The organism is Streptomyces sp. NPDC056835, assembly GCF_042789485.1.
Classification (GTDB): domain Bacteria; phylum Actinomycetota; class Actinomycetes; order Streptomycetales; family Streptomycetaceae; genus Streptomyces.
On record NZ_JBHUBB010000016.1, the window covers coordinates 1 to 18,821 of the forward strand.

At 59.2% G+C, this 18,821-nt stretch carries 18 protein-coding genes and 1 pseudogene; 8 read left to right on the forward strand and 11 right to left on the reverse strand.

Annotated elements, in window-relative coordinates; all coding sequences use genetic code 11:
• Positions 1-203 precede the first annotated feature (203 nt).
• Entirely contained in the window at positions 204-677 is a 474-nt protein-coding gene (locus tag ACFRMN_RS19610; protein WP_383021061.1) for a DUF1772 domain-containing protein, read from the forward strand.
• A 140-nt stretch (positions 678-817) separates the two neighbouring features.
• On the opposite strand, the gene ACFRMN_RS19615 is transcribed toward ACFRMN_RS19610, so the two are convergent.
• Complete coding sequence (locus tag ACFRMN_RS19615; protein ID WP_383021063.1) at positions 818-1,531, reverse strand: hypothetical protein; 714 nt, start codon at positions 1,529-1,531, stop codon at positions 818-820.
• Positions 1,532-1,718: 187 nt separating this feature from the next.
• Positions 1,719-3,032, reverse strand: a complete 1,314-nt coding sequence (locus tag ACFRMN_RS19620) for a hypothetical protein (protein ID WP_383021065.1) — start codon at positions 3,030-3,032, stop codon at positions 1,719-1,721.
• A gap of 192 nt (positions 3,033-3,224) precedes the next feature.
• On the opposite strand from ACFRMN_RS19620, the gene ACFRMN_RS19625 reads away from it, so the two are divergent.
• From ACFRMN_RS19625 to ACFRMN_RS19650, 6 genes are all read left to right on the forward strand, one after another.
• Positions 3,225-3,554 carry a hypothetical protein gene (locus ACFRMN_RS19625; RefSeq protein ID WP_383021067.1) on the forward strand — a complete coding sequence of 110 codons (330 nt, stop codon included), beginning with the start codon at positions 3,225-3,227 and terminating at the stop codon, positions 3,552-3,554.
• A gap of 250 nt (positions 3,555-3,804) precedes the next feature.
• A complete protein-coding gene (locus ACFRMN_RS19630) occupies positions 3,805-3,984 on the forward strand; it encodes a hypothetical protein (RefSeq protein WP_383021070.1) in 180 nt (59 codons plus the stop codon).
• A 151-nt stretch (positions 3,985-4,135) separates the two neighbouring features.
• Positions 4,136-4,294, forward strand: a complete 159-nt coding sequence (locus tag ACFRMN_RS19635; protein ID WP_158960709.1) for a hypothetical protein — start codon at positions 4,136-4,138, stop codon at positions 4,292-4,294.
• A 15-nt stretch (positions 4,295-4,309) separates the two neighbouring features.
• Positions 4,310-6,505, forward strand: coding sequence for a type IV secretory system conjugative DNA transfer family protein (locus ACFRMN_RS19640; RefSeq protein ID WP_383021072.1), 2,196 nt, complete (start codon positions 4,310-4,312; stop codon positions 6,503-6,505).
• Between the two features lie 118 nt (positions 6,506-6,623).
• Positions 6,624-7,301, forward strand: coding sequence for a replication-relaxation family protein (locus ACFRMN_RS19645; protein ID WP_383021074.1), 678 nt, complete (start codon positions 6,624-6,626; stop codon positions 7,299-7,301).
• Positions 7,302-7,707: 406 nt separating this feature from the next.
• The gene (locus ACFRMN_RS19650; RefSeq protein WP_383021076.1) at positions 7,708-8,034 is read left to right on the forward strand and encodes a hypothetical protein; all 327 of its coding nucleotides are present in this window, start codon (positions 7,708-7,710) and stop codon (positions 8,032-8,034) included.
• A gap of 57 nt (positions 8,035-8,091) precedes the next feature.
• On the opposite strand, the gene ACFRMN_RS19655 is transcribed toward ACFRMN_RS19650, so the two are convergent.
• The 9 genes from ACFRMN_RS19655 to ACFRMN_RS19695 all read right to left on the reverse strand — a co-directional run bounded on the left by ACFRMN_RS19655 (position 8,092) and on the right by ACFRMN_RS19695 (position 18,077).
• Entirely contained in the window at positions 8,092-8,607 is a 516-nt protein-coding gene (locus tag ACFRMN_RS19655; protein ID WP_383021078.1) for a DUF1697 domain-containing protein, read from the reverse strand.
• A 53-nt stretch (positions 8,608-8,660) separates the two neighbouring features.
• A complete protein-coding gene (locus tag ACFRMN_RS19660; protein WP_383021081.1) occupies positions 8,661-10,103 on the reverse strand; it encodes a tyrosine-type recombinase/integrase in 1,443 nt (480 codons plus the stop codon).
• The gene (locus ACFRMN_RS19665; protein WP_383021083.1) at positions 10,103-10,330 is read right to left on the reverse strand and encodes a helix-turn-helix domain-containing protein; all 228 of its coding nucleotides are present in this window, start codon (positions 10,328-10,330) and stop codon (positions 10,103-10,105) included. Before ACFRMN_RS19665 ends, ACFRMN_RS19660 begins: the two co-directional genes overlap by 1 nt.
• Positions 10,331-10,414: 84 nt before the next feature.
• The gene (locus ACFRMN_RS19670; RefSeq protein WP_383021085.1) at positions 10,415-11,245 is read right to left on the reverse strand and encodes a replication-relaxation family protein; all 831 of its coding nucleotides are present in this window, start codon (positions 11,243-11,245) and stop codon (positions 10,415-10,417) included.
• A 118-nt stretch (positions 11,246-11,363) separates the two neighbouring features.
• A complete protein-coding gene (locus ACFRMN_RS19675; protein ID WP_383021088.1) occupies positions 11,364-13,586 on the reverse strand; it encodes a type IV secretory system conjugative DNA transfer family protein in 2,223 nt (740 codons plus the stop codon).
• A gap of 658 nt (positions 13,587-14,244) precedes the next feature.
• Complete coding sequence (locus ACFRMN_RS19680) at positions 14,245-14,514, reverse strand: hypothetical protein (protein WP_383021090.1); 270 nt, start codon at positions 14,512-14,514, stop codon at positions 14,245-14,247.
• 707 nt (positions 14,515-15,221) lie between these two features.
• Positions 15,222-15,710 carry a hypothetical protein gene (locus ACFRMN_RS19685; protein ID WP_383021093.1) on the reverse strand — a complete coding sequence of 163 codons (489 nt, stop codon included), beginning with the start codon at positions 15,708-15,710 and terminating at the stop codon, positions 15,222-15,224.
• 184 nt (positions 15,711-15,894) lie between these two features.
• Positions 15,895-16,227, reverse strand: coding sequence for a hypothetical protein (locus ACFRMN_RS19690; RefSeq protein ID WP_383021096.1), 333 nt, complete (start codon positions 16,225-16,227; stop codon positions 15,895-15,897).
• A gap of 305 nt (positions 16,228-16,532) precedes the next feature.
• The gene (locus tag ACFRMN_RS19695; RefSeq protein ID WP_383021099.1) at positions 16,533-18,077 is read right to left on the reverse strand and encodes a recombinase family protein; all 1,545 of its coding nucleotides are present in this window, start codon (positions 18,075-18,077) and stop codon (positions 16,533-16,535) included.
• Between the two features lie 54 nt (positions 18,078-18,131).
• On the opposite strand from ACFRMN_RS19695, the pseudogene ACFRMN_RS19700 reads away from it, so the two are divergent.
• Positions 18,132-18,809, forward strand: a pseudogene (locus ACFRMN_RS19700) (ATP-binding cassette domain-containing protein); the annotation flags it as partial.
• Positions 18,810-18,821: the final 12 nt, after the last annotated feature.

An 18,821-nucleotide genomic window follows, 5' to 3' on the forward strand; every position in this document is an offset into this window, starting at 1 on the left:
CCGCAGCTCAGCCATCTGTTCAGAGGAAAGATCCATACCCGACTCAACGACCACGGACGCCTCAGGTTCCACAAACAGAATCACAAGACACTAGAACTAAATAACAGAATTAACGTAATATATCAATGCCCGTAAGGGGATTCTCGATTAGTGCCACCTGTTATAAACTGGAATGAGTAAACATTTAAATGGAACAAAAATACATGCTCGACACCCTTCTTCTTATCGCTGGACTACTGACCGCTTTGACCGCGGGTATCTTCTTCGCCTACTCCGTATCGGTTAACGGAGGGCTTCACCGTCTGAAAGATGGGGAGTATATCCGCGCGATGCAATCTATCAACGTGGTGATTCAGAACCCCTTATTCTTCCTAGCCTTCATGGGACCTATCATTCTGCTGCCGTTGGTTGCGTTCCTGCACGGCGTTGGGTCGGGTCAGTTCTTAGACCTCATCGCTGCGAGCGTTATCTACATCGTCGGCTCGTTCGGCTTGACCGTATTCGGTAACGTGCCGTTGAATGACAAGCTTGCCAAGGTAGACAGTGAGCACATGGACGACACCGAGCTAGCGAAGGCACGTGCCGCCTTCGAGAAGCCGTGGAACCTACTCCACGAAATACGAACGATCGCTTCGGTAATTGCCCTCGCTCTTGTCTTTAGCGCATGCCTTCTTTAAAGAGAGCGATTTTGGGGCCTCGGCCGGCACGAGTTTGATTGGCCGCTTCTAAAGGAAGTCTTCGGAAACGAAGAACACCCCACATCCACAGCGGACACGGGGTGTTCTTCGCTGCGGGGTGGGGTGGTGAATGTCGGAAGTCAGTTCAGGTCGTTCCGGCGATAGTACTGACCGCTGATGAGACACACAGGTGCCTCAGGGTTGGGCCGAGACGGAACTCGCTGGAAGCTGAAGCCGGAGAAGGTACCGTCACTGCTTACCGACAGGTACATCCTCATCCGGCCTTCTTCGTCCTGGTCGGGGTCCGTAGACCGCAAGATACGGCCCTCCACGCACCAGCTCGGGTAGTCCCGAACTTCTCCGTCCCACTCGTGGTGACCGAGCGGGTCCGACATCTTACGAGCGGCCTCGATAACGATCTCGAATCGAAGTCCCTCGATGGGTTCGATCCAGAGAATTTGGGCCTTGTGGTAGGGGGCCGTGAGGGCGTCCAGGAATTGCCGCTTGTTGAACTGGGGAGAGAAGGTGAACACTGGCTCGCCAGCTTCGAATCCTTCCTCCTTATCCCGTGCGTTACCGATGCGGACACGTGCCCACTGAGACGTTGTGCCCAGTTGCTCGGGATAGTTGCGGGCGAGCTGCTGGATACGCCAGAGATCGCGGCGAGTAAGAGCATTGACCTTTTCGAGGTCAACACCCATCCATGCGGCGAGCTTCTTGCGAAGATCGGCGAACGCTGCGTCATTTGCAGCGCGAGCTGACTCGGCGGGCGTTACGGCGCCGCCGTCGAGCGCTGAGGCCAGCGCCTCATGTAGACGGACGAGGAGGCCCTTGAACTGAGTGGCTTTCGACATATGTGATGCGCCTCGTTGACTCGATTCGGGTGGGGCACGCCACTAGCCGATTAGGTAGGCAGGGTGCCGCATCCGAAGAGTTGAAGCGCAGGTGCTATCGCTAAATGCGATTGCTTTTATTTATAACATAATTCATGTAAAAGATCAATGCTTACTGGAATGTCACCTCTGTGAAGAAGTGAGCGTTTTACCCCAGCACTACCGATATTTGAAATGACAGGTATCCCGCGTTCTGCCCGATGATGCCGTCTCCCGCGTCACCGAGAAGTGCGCCGTTGTCGTGAATGATGGTGTCTTCCGTACCTGGAAGCGACACGCCTTCCTTCGGGGTGCCGTTAGTGTGCAGCCGGGCGGAGCCCCGGACGTAGAGCAGCGTCACCGGTCGGGCCGCAACGAAGTTGCAGGAGTCCCAGACCTGTTGCGCGTTGTCGGCTGACAGAACGCCGGTGAATCCGGGGTTGAGCATGCGTTCATCTGGGAGGGAGAGACGTACCCGCGCGTTCTGGAGCCGGGCCGCCATGTTGGTGTCGAGGTTGGCATCCACGTCGTTTCCGATGTAGAGCGAGCACTCGTAAGTGTGGCCGTCCTTCGCCACCAACTCGTCACCCCAGGACTGACCGTCCTTCGCGGTGTCCTTGCACTGGAGGAAGTTACGCTCGTCTCCCCAGTACGGGTTATCCGTGATGCTGTTGAACACGGGGAATGATGCCGGGTGCTTCCAGGTGTAGGTCTTTCGGGCCGGTCCCCATCCCCGAGAGTTGTCCAGCTTCGGGGCAGCCGACCCCTTGACGGTGACGCCGCTCGGGACGGTCGCGCTTACCACCTTGTCCGGCGGAGGGGTGGCGTCTGGCTTCTCTGCGAGGTTGCCGGTGACGTCGAGGACGACCACCACGGCAAGCGCGACCACTCCAGCAGCTACGACGCCGAGTTGCCGGGCGTACTCACGGGCTACCGCGACCGGCTTGGTCTCTCCGGCCAAGGTGGAGCGGAGCGTCTGGAGGAAGCTCGGCTCCTCGGGGCCAGCCGGCGGGGACGGTTGGTCGTCAGGTTCATCCGGCTCTGCGGAAGCGTCGAGGTCGGGATCATCCAGGACAACGGGCTCGGCGCTCTGGAAGGGGTTGACCTTTTCCTCGGTGGGTTCTTGCTTGTCTGCTTCCTCGATGAGGAAGTCAACCAGCTCTTTGATCGCACGTTCTTCGGCGTAGAACTGTGTGCGCCAAGCGCCGTAAAAGAGACCTTCTTTGATGGCCGTACGACGACGCCCGCTCACGTTGGCATGGAGGTGGAGTCCGATACCAAGGGCAGCTCGCAGGGCTTGAGCGTCCTCGGCCTTCTTCTTGTGTTTGACCTCCGTGAGTCGGTTCACGTACGCACTCAGTAGCGCGACCCCCTCGGCGGGATCGTCGGTACCCAAGACCTCCATGAGCGCTTGTTCGGCTCCAAGAGTGTCCTCGGTCAGACCAGGAGACGACACCCGCACAGCCTTGATGCTGGCGGTCACTTCGTCGCGCGTAGGCACTTAGACCCCCTGCTGACCTCGTCCGATCCCTGACCAGAGTATGCCCGCACCGCTGCAACAGCAGTGCAGATTAGAAGGCCGCAGTACTACCGCAGTGACCTTGCACCAGAGGCCGGCGCACCTTGAAGGAGCGGAACCAACCGGGGCCGCTCAGACAAGAAGGAGGCGACGGTCATGGGTGGCGAACTCAATCTGTTTGGTGGCGAGGAGCAGCGCGGGGCGCTGATTCGGCGTCAGTCCCGTGCACAGCGTGCCGCTCAGGGGCGTGCGGAAGTGGAGCTGTTCCAGCTCGTAGCGAGCGGGCGCCAGGAAGAGGTCAAGGCCATGCTGCGCAAGCGGCTGACCGAGGACGGTATGCAGGACATCAGCGACGTAGGCAAGTTGGCCGAGGAACTGGCGGGCACGGATCAGTTCGTCGCCTCGCTTCTGGTGCCGATCGCCCAGGAGTTCGCCCGCAGCACCGCGCGAGACATCCGGGACTTCGGCCGGGGCCGTGGTCGCTGATGGACGCCGGTGCCAATCAGGCCGGGCTCATCATCTCGCTCGTCGTCATCTTCCTGTGCGTACGGGCTCTCTGTACCCCGTCGCGCAGGGAGAAGCGGCGCACGCCGAGACGACCGCCGGGGCTCAGCGAGATGGACCTCTATGCACTGCGCCGAGCCCGCAAGAACGACGCCATGCGGCAGATGCGAGCCGTTGTCCGTGACCACCACAACCCGACTTCTCGACAGCGTGACCGAAGGGGATGGCCTTCATGAATCAGACCACGGACCGGTGGGTGGGCCTGTTCTTCGTCTTCGGGCTCCGGGCGCTGAGAACGCCTCTCTTCTGGTGGTTCAACCAGCAGTGGCAGCCGAGTCGGAACGCTCGGATCGGCGTTCGTTACGGACGCGGCGGCGCTCAGTGGATCAGGACGTTCTGCGTCGCAGGCTGACCCGTCCAGGAGTACGGCACTTCGGGGAAGGCAGCCGTAGGGCCAGAGCCACCCCACCCATGCGGAAGGGGACGTGTCGTTGATACGTCCCCTTTCAACTCCCCGCCGGCCAGGAGTCTGGGTCGGCGGCATCAACGAGAAGGGGCTCGTCGTGAAGAAGGCGCGGAGCTTGCTCCTGACGCTGCTACTCGCCGCCCTGACGATTCGGGTGTTGTGGTGGGCGGTTTCACCGCTCGTGCCGTACCTCGTCAGCGCGACCGCGATTGTGCTGGTGCTTGGCTTCATCTACTACCGCATGACCCGCTGGTAAAGGAGAGGAATCAACATGGCCCCGCGGCCCGCCGACCGATCCAGCTTTCATCTGAGCTTCCCGGTCAACCTGGAAGCCGACGTCATCTCGACGTGGCTCCGCTCGGTGAGCGGCACGCTTCAAACCGGACCGCGGCGCCTGCTTGGCGTCCCGAGTCTTGTGTTCGAGGTGCACGCGGATGAGTTCGGCATCACGTACCGGCTCCGTGCACCCCGTGAAGCGGCCGACTTCCTGGTGCCGCAGCTGCGTACCCTCATACCGGGTTCTACGGTCACGCCGGCGGGGACGGATGAACCGCTCGACCACTGGACGGCCGCGGTGGAGCTGGGACAGACCGACTCTCGACGCAGCCTCGGCGCGGTGAATGCCGAAGGTTTGTCGGCAAGCATCCTGGCGAACCTGCAAGGGCTCGGACGCGGTGAAGCCGTTCTTCTTCAGTGGGTGGTATCGCCTGCGCTTCGGGAGCGTCCACCGGCATTGCCACGGCAGCGAGTTCGCGGCATTCAGATGCTCATGGAGGGCGGCGGAAGGTGGGACGAAATCACCGACCGCAGGGCGAAGCTGAGTGAACCCAACTTCCTCGGGTTGCTGCGGGTCGCCGTGAAGTCTGGCAGTGACGACCAGGACGAGCGGTTGCTAGGCCGTATTCGGGCCAGTCTTGCCAGCGTTGGCGGTGCATCCAACCGACTTAAGAAACGGCTTGTCCGCCAAAGTCAGGTGATCCGGCGCGTCACGGTGGCGGAAACGCCGACGCTGTTTCCTATGCAGCTCGCTGCGTCCGAACTGGCCGCCCTGCTGGCGTGGCCGATCGGGACGCCGCATGTTGCCGGACTTCCGCCACGGCGGACGCGTCATTTGGTCGCGGCCGGATCAATTCCGCGTCGAGGGCGTGTGATCGGGCGATCCAACTTCCCCGGAGCTGAGCGCTTGGTCGCGCTCGATTACGTGGAGTCGGCCAAGCACCTGCATGTTGTCGGACCAACCGGCAGCGGCAAAACCGTGCTACTCGCCAACCTGATAGCTCAGGACATGGAAGCAGGCCGAGGTGTCATCCTGATTGAAAGCAAGGGTGACTTGTTCGCGGAAGCGTTGGCCCGTGTCCCCGAGAACAGGGTTCAAGATGTCGTCCTGCTGGACGTGACCGACACCAAACACCCGGTCGGCTTCAACATCTTGCAGGGCAGCCCCTACGTAGTGGCCGCCGACATTCAACGGCTGTTCGACCATCTCTATCCGCAGGACGCACGCGGCGTCCGTGTTCGGCAGGGTTTCTATCACCTGGTGCTCACGCTCATGATGAGCACGGGCTCTACGGAGAAGCTGACATTCGCGGATATCCAACCGCTTGCCGTGCCGACCGTCGCACAGCAGGAGTTCTCGGATCAGTTGCTTCGAGGGGTTTCACAGGTCGAGGAACTGGCCTCGTGGTGGGACGACATCAAAACGATGCCGAGGCAGAAGCGAGAGTTCTACTTTAAGCCCCTCATGGACCGGACCTGGCAGCTTACCTCTCGGCGGTCGCTGCGGAACATCATCGGGCAGAGCATGAGCACGGTGGATCTGCGGACCATCATCCGCAAGGAAAAGATTCTTCTTGTGAACCTCGGCCGAGGTGTTGAAGGCAAGGACACGGCCGGGCTGCTCGGTAGCTTGCTGCTCAATTCGGTGTGGAGCACCGTGCAGGGTGGAGCCGCCAACCCAAAGCGGCCAACCATGTTGTACCTGGACGAGTTTCAAGACTTTCTCGCCCTGCCCATTGCTCCGGCCGACATGTTCGCTCAGGCCCGTTCTCTCGGACTGGCCATGACTGTCGCTCACCAGTATCTCGGGCAGCTCGGCCGTGAACTCCAAGAAGCAACTGACGCTAACGCCCGCTCGAAGATTGCGTTTCAATCGTCTGGCGACGAGGCAAGAAACCTGGCTCGCGGGTTCGGTGGCACTGTGACCGAAGACGACCTCATTAACCTGGGTCGCTTCGAGGTGATCGCAAAGCTCGCTACACACTCCGGCGTCAGTTCGCCGCTTACTACGGTCACACTCCCGCCGGTAGATGAAACAGGCTTCGGTGCCCTCGCGCTCGAAGCCTCCAGGGAAAGCTACGGTCGCCCCGTCGCGGATGTTGAAGCAGAGATTTCAAGGCGACGCCTCACTACCCCGAAACCGGCCGCCAAGGCGAAGCGCAGGTTCGGGGGAAGGGCCTGGAACGAGTAATGCAGACGTAGGCGAACCCCGTAGGTCAGCCCTAGGCGTACACCTACACCTGCGCGGCGGCTGACCAGGAAGAACGTCGGTACCTATCACCGCATGATGACCCGAGGAGGACAGAATCTTGCAACTCAACAGCCGAGACCTCAATGTAGTGCGCCTTGTCCAGCAGTTCTCGCAGCTCTCATCTGTCCACATCAGCGAGCTGGTCTTCGCTGACCGCTCTCACAGCATTCCAGATCGCGTGCTCAGTAGGCTGGTTCGTCTCGGTTATCTGGCAAGGGTCGGGCGTCGAAATAGTGGCGACCAAGGCGGTGCCGGCGCCTACGTCTACCAGCTCGGCAGATATGGGCGCGTTCTTCTCGACATAGAGAGTCGCCCTTCTGCCAACGTCAGTAATCACGCGCTCCTGATCGCAGATACTTACGTGTCACTGCGGCAGGCTGAGCGGTCGGGTGTTCTAACGGTAAAACGGTGGGAAGTTGAACTCTCCATTCCTCCGGTGCGAGCAGATCTGTTCGTGTCACTCGACTTTCCGAGTCAACGTCGAAGCGGCGGGTATTTCCTCGAAGCCGACCTCGCCACCGAACGGCCACAGCGGATTGTGGAAAAACTAGAAGGTTACTGGCAGGCCGCAGGCGCGAGTGAAGAGGACTACTTCCCGTACGTGGTGTTCGTTGTTATCCATCCAGGCCGCAAGCAGGAGCTTGCACGGATATCTAAGCGACTTCCCGAGGAGCGTCAAGAGATGGTTCGCGTCTTCCTTCTTGGTGAGCTGATACCCGCTCTGATGCAGCTTTAGGGCCGATGTGCATTCTACATCGCTAACAGGGGTGAATAACATTGATTAACAGGGGTCGGTTCTCTATAATAGAAGTAGTAATACAGGAGATAAATTCATGGCTCGACGGACACGAAAACAACCACTCATTGAAGCACTCGTATGGGGACCGCAGAAACCTGCCCGTCGTGGCGGCGTGAGCGTACGCCGTGTACGAGCCCGCTCTCACCCGCTGGAAGACCTCATGCTTGCTGCCGTTTTGGGTACTGCCCTTACTACCTATCTTGCCGTGACGACCTGGCTTTAGATTGTCGCCATTTAGCGACAGTGTCGTCACCTGCCAAAATTCGGCGCGCCTGGCAATAGACGCTAGCCGGAATTATGCTCCATCGAGGAAGGTCAATCACTCGGAGGAAACGGACACACGATGGACGTACCGAAGGCTCACGCGGGAATTAAGCGCCTTCTTGTCGAAGTGGCAGGTTCCATTGACCCGGTTGTTCTACGACGCATCGTGAAGGAGACGACAGGGCACGTCGAGGCCAACTATTTGCCCCACGAGGAAACTGCGCAGCTTATCGTCACGGCTCGCCTCGAAGAACTGCGGCTCTTTCAGGCCGTACTCGCGCAGCTCCTGGACGAGATCAGTAGCGGGGAGCCGTGCGACGAGAACGACGTGATCTCACATCTCATTGACTACGTCAGTGAGCGGCGGGCAGGCGTTAAGGATTTGGCCGCACGCAAGCCTGACTGAAGGGCTGCGTTCTAGGGTCGCGGCCGGCGGCGATCGAGAAGGGCGGAATCAACTGTCCTAGATCATCTTTTCCAGCGTGTTGAGATTGCGGTTCGTCGTCGTAGCTTTGTATTTGGACTTGGATAGTATCTTGCTAAAGAAAGTGTCCGTAGAGCTACCTTTCGGTGCACGCCAGTAGAGGACATTTTCGCCAGGCGCAATAGCTTCGACTGTATCGATCAGTTCACTGCTATAGGCGGCCAACTCGTTGATGATGTCTTGCGAGCCGCAAAATATGGCGTACCGATGTGTTTGGTCATCCGCCGCAAACGGGTACTGCGTTATGACTTTTTCAATGATCGCAGCCGGGAAGAGCAGTATGAAGGCTTCGTAGTGAAACTCTTCACCCAAGGTTTTCTCGACGGAACTCTTTATTTCCGCTGCGGGCAGGGAAGAGCTAAAAGTGACGTTACCTGTTTGCAGGTATGTTTTAATGTCCGTGAGACCTAACTGTGCGAGACATACTCTCAGTTCGCCCATGGGCACTCTTATGCCCCCAACATTTATCCCTCGTAAGAACATTACATATTGCATACGGGTATTGTACTAGATAGCACTTGAATAATAAATCGTATGGCTTTGTAGAGCTATTCTCTGACGGCTAAGGTGACGGCTAGCATACCCATTTTTACCTGTCGGCGACGCACGGCGAAGAGGGCATCTACCTCCGATATACGGTTCGTTAGGGCGCGTGTAAAAACGGACGTTTCTAGTTCTGGTTCCAGCATTCGGGGGTTCGAATCCCTCCATCCCAGCCAAGATAAGGCACCGCGTAACCTCGGTGCCTTATTTGTTTGGTTGGAAAACTGGTCGCTTAGAGCGGCCGGTTTTTTGTTTTGACGGCTAAGTTCGCGGCCATTGCTGCCGTCAGACGCACCCAATCCCGTTCCCGAACCTTCGCTTTGGTCGTTGGTGGGGGTCGTTACTATTACCCCTTCCATTAGTTCCAAAGCATCACGACGAGATCCCATGCTGTCATGTTGGTAGATTTGCTGAGTGATAGCTATGTTGCTGTGGCCGAGAATAAGCTGTACGTCTCGGGCAGGCACGCCGAGGTTTTTAAGGATCGTCGCCGCCGTGTGTCGTACATGGTGTAACTTAATGCGCCGAATACCGTTGCGAGCGCAGATGAGCTGGAAGGCGCGTGTAAAGTTGTACGGCTCTATCATTCGTCCAGTCGACGTAGTGAAGACAAGACCTGTGTCTGATGACAGATGGCCGTACTTCTCATAGTGTTCAGCTAATCTCCAGGAGATAGCATCTAGCAACGGCAGATCTCGCCGCCCCGCACGTGTTTTTACCGGCCCCTGCTGAACTTCGCCGTTAGCGCGAAAGACTTGTTGACGGACATGTATTACCTTGTTGGCAAAGTCGATGTCCTGCCATCGCAGGCCGATAGCCTCTCCGCGACGGAGTCCATATAGCGACACAAGCAAAAATGCCGGGAACCACTTGTGATCCTGGGCCGCCGTAACGAAGTCGATGACTTCTTGGGGAGTCCATGGCTCAATGTCTTTATCCTGACGGCCGGGCAATTCTACGAGTTGCGCTACGTTGCGAGTCAGTAGTTCTTCGCGGACGGCGCGACTAAGAGCCGGGCTTAAGCTCTCACGTATCATCTGAACTTTGCGTACCGACTTGCCCTCTGCAAGATGTTGATTTAGGAATCGTTGCAAGACGGGAACAGTAAGTCGAGAAAGGGGTAAGTTGCCGAGAGAGGGTTTGATGTAAAGGCGAACGTTTATCTCATACGACTCGTATGTGGTAGGGCGCCGGTTGGGTCTAACGACCTCTTCGAGCCAGTAATCTAGGTAGTCACCCAGAAGCCAAGTCTTATCCGCCGTCGGTATTCCCCGATTGCTCTTCGCTTTGGCGTCCGTGAGTTTGGTGTGCGCCTCGGCGCGGGTGGCGCCGTAGACGCGCACCCGCTTTCGTGTTCCGTTGGTTGCAAGGACATAAACAGCACCTTCCCACCGTCCGTCTTTACGGTGGTAGAGAGTTCCTTCGCCGATGGCATTACGGCGGCCCATCAAACATTGGTCTCGCGAGTAAGCTGATCGAGGAGCTTTTCAATGGCCTTTGCCGGTACTAGGCGTCGTCGTCCGATCTGGATGGTATCTAACTTGCGTGAGCGGATTAACTCGTACAGCTTCCACTTACTAATACGTAGCTTTTCGGCGGCCTCGCGTACGGTAAGTAGCTCGGGCACGCTGGTTGAAGCGTCGTTTTGTTCGTTAGGTTGAGTTGTCTCTGTCATGAATCTTTCCTCCTTATTTAGTTGTAACGCAATCGTCGTTGTTTGTGAATGGTTGTGGTGGGCTGCGACATTGTGGTTTCGTCATCATGCGGTGCACTCTCCCTTCTCGGAAGTTTTTCCACTGAGGAGTTGAGCGCCTACGGTCAGGAGCCCGACAGCGAAAAGGGCCTGCACCTCGGTGGCGAGCTTCTTTACCAGACCCGTGATGTGTTCTTGTCGGCGCTCGTTCTGGACGAGCCACACCACCTTGGGAAAGACGCCATGCCGTTGTTGCTCGACACCCGAGCGCCAGTAATCGACGTAGCGGGCGTTCTTCTTCTGGATGGTCGGCAGCCCTTCGGTGGTCAGATCGACTTCTACGAACGCACTGCGTTCAATGGCGTTCGTACCGAGTCGTACGTAGGCGTCGGGCTTGACGAGCACCAGCTCGCCACCGCTGCCGGTGAAGTGTCGCCAGGCTGAGGGTTCCGCATCGAAGGCGAGAAGATCGGCACCGCCTTCGCGGTGTTGCTCGACGGTTTGAACGTAGAGTTCCGCGACCGCAAGCATGTGGTCCTGGAAGTACGGTTTCGTCTCCCAGACGCGGCGACGCCTGCCACCGGCCGGGCCGCGCACGTCGAGGACGGATTGCCCCAAGCCACTCAGACCGTAGATGTAGCCGGACGATCCAGCGCGGATACCGCCGATGGTTCGGGAAAACCTGACGACGACGCCGAGCTTGGTAAGTCGGGCCATCCAAAGTTGTGTGCGCCGCGTCCGGGCGGCGGGCGATCCATCCACGACGAGCAGCCGTTGTACTTGTCTCAGATTCAGCAGCCGCACTCGATGAAGTGCGCCGAGAAGGGATACGTCCCGCTCGCTGAGTCGCCGCCGCAGTCGCTCGACCTGGCCGCCGCTTGAACGTGACGACCTCATCGTGAGGTACCTCGTAACGGTGAGAGTTTCCCTGGTACCTGCTGCGCAGCAACAGGGAGGGAGCGACCACCGCAACCAACGCGATATGAAGGCCGGAGCGAACCAGTACGAGGAGCTGTCATGCCTGCCCCCGTGGCACCTGCCCTATGGGAGCGTCGGGCGTAGAAGAGCGTCCCTGCCAGCGCTTACGAAGCTCGTTGTCGAGGGCCTGGCCGTCCACGCCGAACCGTGCCGCGCTGTCGCGTCGTAAGTCGGGCGAGCTACTGAGTGCGCGGGTGGGCGGTAGAAGGGTGCGGACCAGGAACGGCCGGCGGGGCGCGTGGGTGACGAGGACTTGTGCGTACGCCTCGTGCGCCTGGAGCAGCGCGAGATCCTGTGCGCTCAGGTCGCCACCGAGCACGGCCGCCAATGGTGCGCCGTCTTCGACGCTGGGACGGAAGACCACGCGGTTGCGGGCGTTGGCGAGAAGACCGGCCTTCATCTTGGGCGGGAGCTGTCCAAGGTGTTGATGAGCCACGGTGAGGCCGACGCCAAGGCCGCGCGCCTGGGCGAACATGTCGCCAAGGTCCACCGGTAGCCGGAGGTAGTTCTGTACCTCGTCGATCACGGCCATGACTGGGCGTCGCTTGGTCGCCGGGATCATCGCCTGGCGCTGCATCGCACCGTAGAACTGCGTCACCAGGAGCGCGCCGATCAGGTCGGCCGTCTCCTCCCCGATGACGCCGACGTTCAGGTTCACCAGGACGATGCGGGGACGTTGGAACAGCTCGTTCATGTCGAACCGCGGAGCGGCCTGGCCGATGAGCCTTCTAATCGGCGTCCGCGTCAGGAAGGCCCGCGTTTTGTTGAGGACCGGTGCCACCACCTGTTGACGCTCGGCTTCTGAGAGCGCGTCGTACCAGGCGAAGAACGGCGCGATCACCAGCGGGTCACTGACAGCGGCGAGGGTACGGCGACGGAACGCCGCGTTGGTCAGCAGGACCGGAACGTCAGCGAGGGTGCCGTGGTCGCTGCGAGCCAGCGCGATGAAGGCGTGCAGAAGCACGTCACTACTTCGCGGGCCGATGCTGCGGCCGTACAGCTCGTGGAACAGATGCAGCAGGGTGTCGGCTCGTTGCTCGGCGTCTTCCTGTCGGCCGCGGAGCGGGTTGAACCCGACGACCTCGTCGCCCTGGCCCGGCTCGATGACGACGATGTCCTCACGCCGCGCCGGCGGGACGCGTTGAAGCACATCTTCTACGAGGTCCCCGCGGGGCTCGATGACGAGCACGCTCTTACCCGCCTGCATGTCGGCGGTGATGAGCTGGCCGAGGAGCGTTGATTTCCCGCTGCCTGTCGGACCGACGACGTGCAGATGGTGCAGGGCACTTTCCGTTGGCAGCGTGACCAGTTGATCCGGCTGACTTGGGTGCAGGCCGGCGCCGAGCACCCGCTCGGACGCTGGAACCTTCGCACCTACCGGCACGAGCAGTTCCGTAGGTGCCGGGTACTGACGGCCCCGCGGGGCATGGAGTGAACCAGTGCCTTCTACCGGCCAGCCGACGACGGCGGCCAACTCGGCTACGTTCAAGACGCCCGACCACTGCGCGTTGGTGATGTGGTCGAGCTGACGCACCGTGCGCACCGTTGGTCGTGCGATTTGAAGGTCTGCCTGATGAGCGCTGACCAGATGGAGCGCTTCACCCAGCGTGCGCACGATGGCGCTCGCCGCTTCATGGTTAGCGGAGCGGGCCGCAATCCGGCCCCGCACCGCTAACAGGGGCTCGGCGGCCTTCTTTCGCCACTGTCGCTTGTCATCGGCTGTCTCTTGGGAGGCCGGGACCAAGCCGAGGGCACGCGGCACGCTCAACGCGGCCGGACGTACGCGCCGCTGCTGCGTCGGTCCGATGACCCACTGCACTACGGCTGACTCTCGCTTGGACAAGCCGTTCAAGACCTCCAACAGGCCCGCCGTGACTGCCGCGCCCATCTCGACGCGGAGCGGCTGCGTAAGGCTCGAAGGACGGACCGAGGACGCGAGAGCGGGAAGCGGCCGAGAACTCTTGAGTTCGGGCGAGAGCACGAGACCGGGAAGTTGCGCTTGGAGCTGGGCGGGCAGCTCGTTGCTGATGCGTGGATCGACACCGACCAACCAACGAATACTGTCGGCGTGGGCTCGCAGTTCAAAGACAACGACAGGTGTTTTCCTGCGCCACCCCAACTGCGGCCGGTAGGCCAGCGGTTGAAGTGCTCTGACAACATCGTCCGGAGTGAGGCTATGAGGGAAATGCACTTCGAACCAGTGCAGGCCCGCAGGTCGCGGGGTTCCTCGTGCTTTAGGGTTGATGTCTTGCTTGGGCATAGAACCCTCCTTTCGGCGTTACTCTCCTGCGTCCAAAATTTAGGCAGCATAAAATAGGGCTCACGGATTTACCGTGGGTCCTAAATTTAGATCCGACTGCGGTTTGGCGCAGAAGCGGAGCGGCGGTCGCCAGCCTGTTTGGCTGGTCGGCAGTGCTCCTACATTCCACTATGGGGAACCGAAAGAGACGGTTCAACGACTTTGGCGGTAACTACAACGCCGAAGCGAATAACCCCTACGAAGAAGGAGGGCAACCAAACATGCGTATGCTCTACACACCAAAACCCCTCTTTAATGGTGCCATGAAATAGTTGAGAGGTTCAAGTATTGAGATTTGGAAGTATCTATGTATCAAGAGAACTCCCGTGATGGGAGCTCTTTTGACTTCGGCTCGGAAAGGGCTACGGCTTCGCTGTTAGTTGTGCCACAAGTAGGAGAGATTCTCAATGAGTTCTCGCCAGCTCATACCGCTTAGAATTCCCCACCCAGCAGCCACTAAAGCGATGCCCGCAAGAAATGCAGGGGCAAAGGCTAGCAGGAAAGTGCCCCAGTTTAATGGGATTGCCAGACGGAGACTCAAACCGCATACCAGCAATCCGCAGGCGATGAAGATGATACCGATGATTATTCGGAGTACGTTTTTCATGCGTCGATCAAATCACTTATTGGGCAAGTCAATCTCTTCGTATAACGTCTTCTTGAATTCATCTTTCCATCCGTCGTCTTCGCTACCGCTTGTAATGGCGGTCAACTCGCCAACGTACTCGCTTAAATTCACAGCCACCCCGTTATCACTACCAGCCCACGACACTAAAAGGGATGCCAACTTACTTAGGTGTTGTAGCTGCTCTGGATTCTTTGTGCTTAGCTCTATCAGAGCAAGAATCTCTTTTGTGAATTCAATCTGTTCTTTTCGTGAGAGTTTCATGATAAATAACGTCTATTGCTTTATGAATGATTTCTGTAAGTCAGGGACTTGCAGGCATAGTTTACATCTATGCCCAAGATGGAGCAGTTTTATGTCTTGCTCAAGACAGAGGCTCAGCTTCCGGAGCCGGTGTAACGGCCTCGGCGCGTGCCGTTGTTGTTTGGTCCGTTGCCGGAACCGTAGTGGTCGTGGTTGTCGGAATCGAGGAAGTTCTCCTCACTCTGGTCACCGTCACCGAGGAGCGTCTCGCCATCGCGAGAACCCTCTCCGAATGAGACCGTGAGGGGGTTACCGGCAGAATCGCCGCCGCCCGCAGGGGCAGACCAGCCACTCCTACGACCGCCGCCATTTCGACGGCCACCTCGACTTCTGCCGCCACGAGCCTTGGGAGGCCCGTTCTTGCAGAACTTGCAAAGACACCCCGGCTCATAGCCGTGAGCACTCGGCATAGTTGCCATCCGTTTCTGCGTGTCACCACGCGGAGGGAGCGGATTTGTTGAGATTCACGCAAACTCATTGTTTCGATATCTGATCGGAACGAGTCATGCATTACAGGCGCGGCCTATAGGATCTGCGCCTGCTCTCACTGCCGACGGATTATGAGACATATTAGATCTAATTGCAAGCATGTGCGGAATGGATCAGGTTAAGTATGGGAAAGCCCGCCACCTTTCGGTGGCGGGAATCCCGCGGTCTGACCGTGGCCATCACGCTGCGATGACTCGCACGTCCGTGATCTCGTAGTGCATCTGCGCCGCGAGGAGCGCGAATTTATACGCCTCCATCCAGGTAGCGAAGACGAGACTTTCCGTGACCCACGGGCCGTACTTGTCCATCAGGACCTCGACGCGGTACGACTCCGTTTCGAGGAGGAGTGTTACCAGCTCACTCGGAACGGAGGTAAGTTTCCCCGTTCCATCTGGCCTGCCGGTGATGATGGCGGGGCCGGGAACGTGGGTGTTGTAGCGGTAGTCCGGTGCGTGCAGCCACAGGAGAATGGTCGCGCGGTGATTGTGTTGCAGATCCCAGAGCGTAAGTCCCTCGTTTCCAAGGAGGGAGGCCGGCGGGGCGTTGAAGTTGAGAACCTCGTAGCCGCCGAGAACGATGTCTTCCACGGCTTCTGTGTCTTCCGTATCCACCTCGATTTTCGAGATAGGGGTGTCCTCGTCGGAAGGAAGCAAAATGCCAGTAATCATGCGACCACGTACTCTCTCGATCGTGGGACTGATTCACCGGGGCGCAGGGTTGCGCCCCGGTGGGCAGCTCACGATTTGCCCTCTCAACATGAGAGAGCCCCCGTTCCGATGTCCCTTGCGGGTCACCAGAACGGGGGTGTTCCGCCTCAACCGCCGGGAGCGGTGGCGGGAGGCGGAGTCGGGGTTACCCGTTACCGTTGCCGTTTCCGACACGGGTACCAGGAACGCGGCCTCGCGTGCCCCGAGCGTTCTTGAGAACCTCGCCCATGTTGGGCGCAGCCTTGTTGAACTCCTCCAGGGGCACGTACACGTCCTGCCTGGTGCCGTTGGGCATGGTGACCTCCAGGATCACCAGGTCCGCGCTGATGTCGTTGAACTGCTTGAGTTCCGGCACGAGCACGTCCAGGGCCTTCGGCTGGTCAATGTCCGGGTGCTGTCGGACGACGACCGCAGCAAACTGCTTGTCGTCACCCTGCTCACCGGAAAGGTCAGAGACCTTCTGACTCACGATTGCCATTTCTGCTCCACTGGTTTTGTAGGTTCCGGGCCGGATTGTTCCTGGCCCTACACCCATTTACGCATTTCCATAGGGGTAGTTCTATAGAGTTTGACCGAACTACAACACCGATACGAACGTGGATAATGGGTAATGAGGTACAATGAGAAAGTAAGCGGAGAAATGATTCATGGAAGTACGGCAACCCAACGCATCGACAAAAGTGAAACCGCAACCGGCATCTGAGATTGCGGAACAAAAATGGGTCGAAGCTCAGTTGCAAAATGCCCCTGAACTTCGACCCACTCAACTAGAACGTATTGCTACTATCCTTGGTGCCACACCATCTGTAGACGCTCGGGATTAAACCGATTGCTACCTTTGGTGGCTGGCGCCAGGATGATTGCTTCGAACATCCCCGCAGCGATGGCGTTTTTCTGCTCGACTTCCAAGTCTGACCACGTCTCGGCCATATTCGCTGACTTGGGTTTTGCGTTCTTCTTGACGTAGGCGGCTCGCTCTTTAACGAGCACGGCAATGGCCGCTTCCTTCTTTCGTACTTCTGGCCAGATGTGAGGACCCATGTCGGGGTTCTCTTTGAACTGAGCCAACAGGCTTGCCTTTGCCGTGTTGAGAGCGGCGAGTTCTTCCGTCTTCGGCCACGGCTGCGGCTCTACTTCGATGTGTTGTTCTTTCAGCCGAGCAAGGATGAGCTTGGTGACGATGGCATCAATGGCGATACCAGAACCGCACGCCTTGCCGCATCCACCATCGTTGGCCTTGCATGCATAGTCGAAGCGGTTGTTTGGCTTGGCGTTGCCTGAGATTTTGTTCCCGCAGTTCCCGCACCTGATGATGCGCGACAGCATGTACTTCAACTTCCCGATGTCCGCGTGTCCTTCCGGACGGTCGGGGCCTGTGAGGAGCGCTACAACTGAGTGCCAGGTGTGCTCATCCAGGATGGCGTCGTATTGACCCTTGACCGGATTTCCTTGGTCGTCGGCGAGAAAGCGTGTGTGGTGTGGCTGATCCATCGGGCCGTAGACGCGGTACCCAACCATTCGGGGCGATGTCATCATGAGGACAAACGTCCTACGGCTCCACGGATTGCCCTTGGTGGTGAGTCTTCCAGCCTTGTTCCACTTGCGGATGATGGTGGATGCCTTCACCCCAGCTAGGAGTAGTCGCGCCGCCGCGCGGACTTGCCAGGCTTCGCGCGGAACGATGGTGCGCTTATCTTCCGCCCACCCGAAGGCGCGGTTGCCGCCAACGGGTATGCCACGGACTGCGCGTGACTTGTGGCTGTCGCGGAGACGACGTGATGTGTCGGTGGATGCACTGGCGCGGGCGTTCAGGACGTAGCGCGCCGCAGATCGACCGTTGTCGGTCAGTAGATCGAGCGAACCACGGATGTCGAGGATGGGTCGAAAGTGGTACTGCACCACCTCGATTGCGTCCTCTAGGTGGCGGTGATCGCGGGTGAGGCGGTCGATGTCATAAACGACGAGACCATCCAGCCGCCGGCCGTCCGGGGTGAACCCGTTCTTCAAGTCCTTGAGTGCGCCCTCGAAGACGGGCCGGATCACGCGGTACAGGTAGCTACCGTCAGGCTGCTTGACCCGCTTCTTTTTCCACGCCGAGGTGTGCGGCTCGTCGTAGGTGTAGACGTACTCACCACTGCGACCGGTGACGTACTGCTGGCAGTGTTCTTCTTGCTCGTCCCGGTTGTTGATGTCCCCGCCGCTCATGGCGATGCTGGAGACTTCGTGGTCAGAACGGGTTTCGAAGGAGAGCCGAACCAATCCGGCGAAGTTGAGGCCGCTCAGGTCGCCCCGGTGAACGCGTTCGATGATGTTCTGTTGTGACTGCACTGCGTGATCTCCTGTTACTTATTGTAACAATGATCACATCGTTTGCAATACTGCTGCGGGCAGCGGACCACGCTGTGGTGGGATCTGCCGCTGATCGACTCGTACCGGCTGATGCACCGGATGTACCGGGTGCCGGACGCGCGGTTCCGGGTGAATCTGGAGCGCTGTGTCGAACTCCTCGATCTGGCCGAGCTGCTGGACGTACCCGTACGGCAGCTCTCGCTCGGCCAGCGGATGCGCGGCGATATCGCGGCGGCGCTGCTGCACGACCCGGAGGTCCTGTATCTGGACGAGCCGACGATCGGCCTCGATGTGATCTCCAAGGCCAAGGTCAGGGAGTTCCTGCGGGATCTGAACGCGGAGCGCGGCACGACGGTCCTGCTGACCACCCACGATCTGACCGATATCGAGCAGCTCTGCAAGCGGGTGATGGTCATCGACCACGGCCGGCTGCTGTACGACGGCGGGCTGGCCGGACTGCACGAGGTGGGGGAGAGCGAGCGGACACTCGTCGTCGACCTGGAGCGCGAGCTTCCGCCGGTCGAGGTGCCCGGGGCGCGGGTGGTGCGGGTGGAGGGGCCTCGGCAGTGGCTGGCTTTCCCCGCCGCCGAGTCCGCGGCGCCGCTCCTCGCGCGGATCGCGGCGGAGTATCCGCTGGTGGACCTGTCGGTGCGAGAGCCGGATATCGAGGCGGTGATCGCCAAGATGTATGCCGACCGATCAGCTGTGTGACGTGAGTAGCAC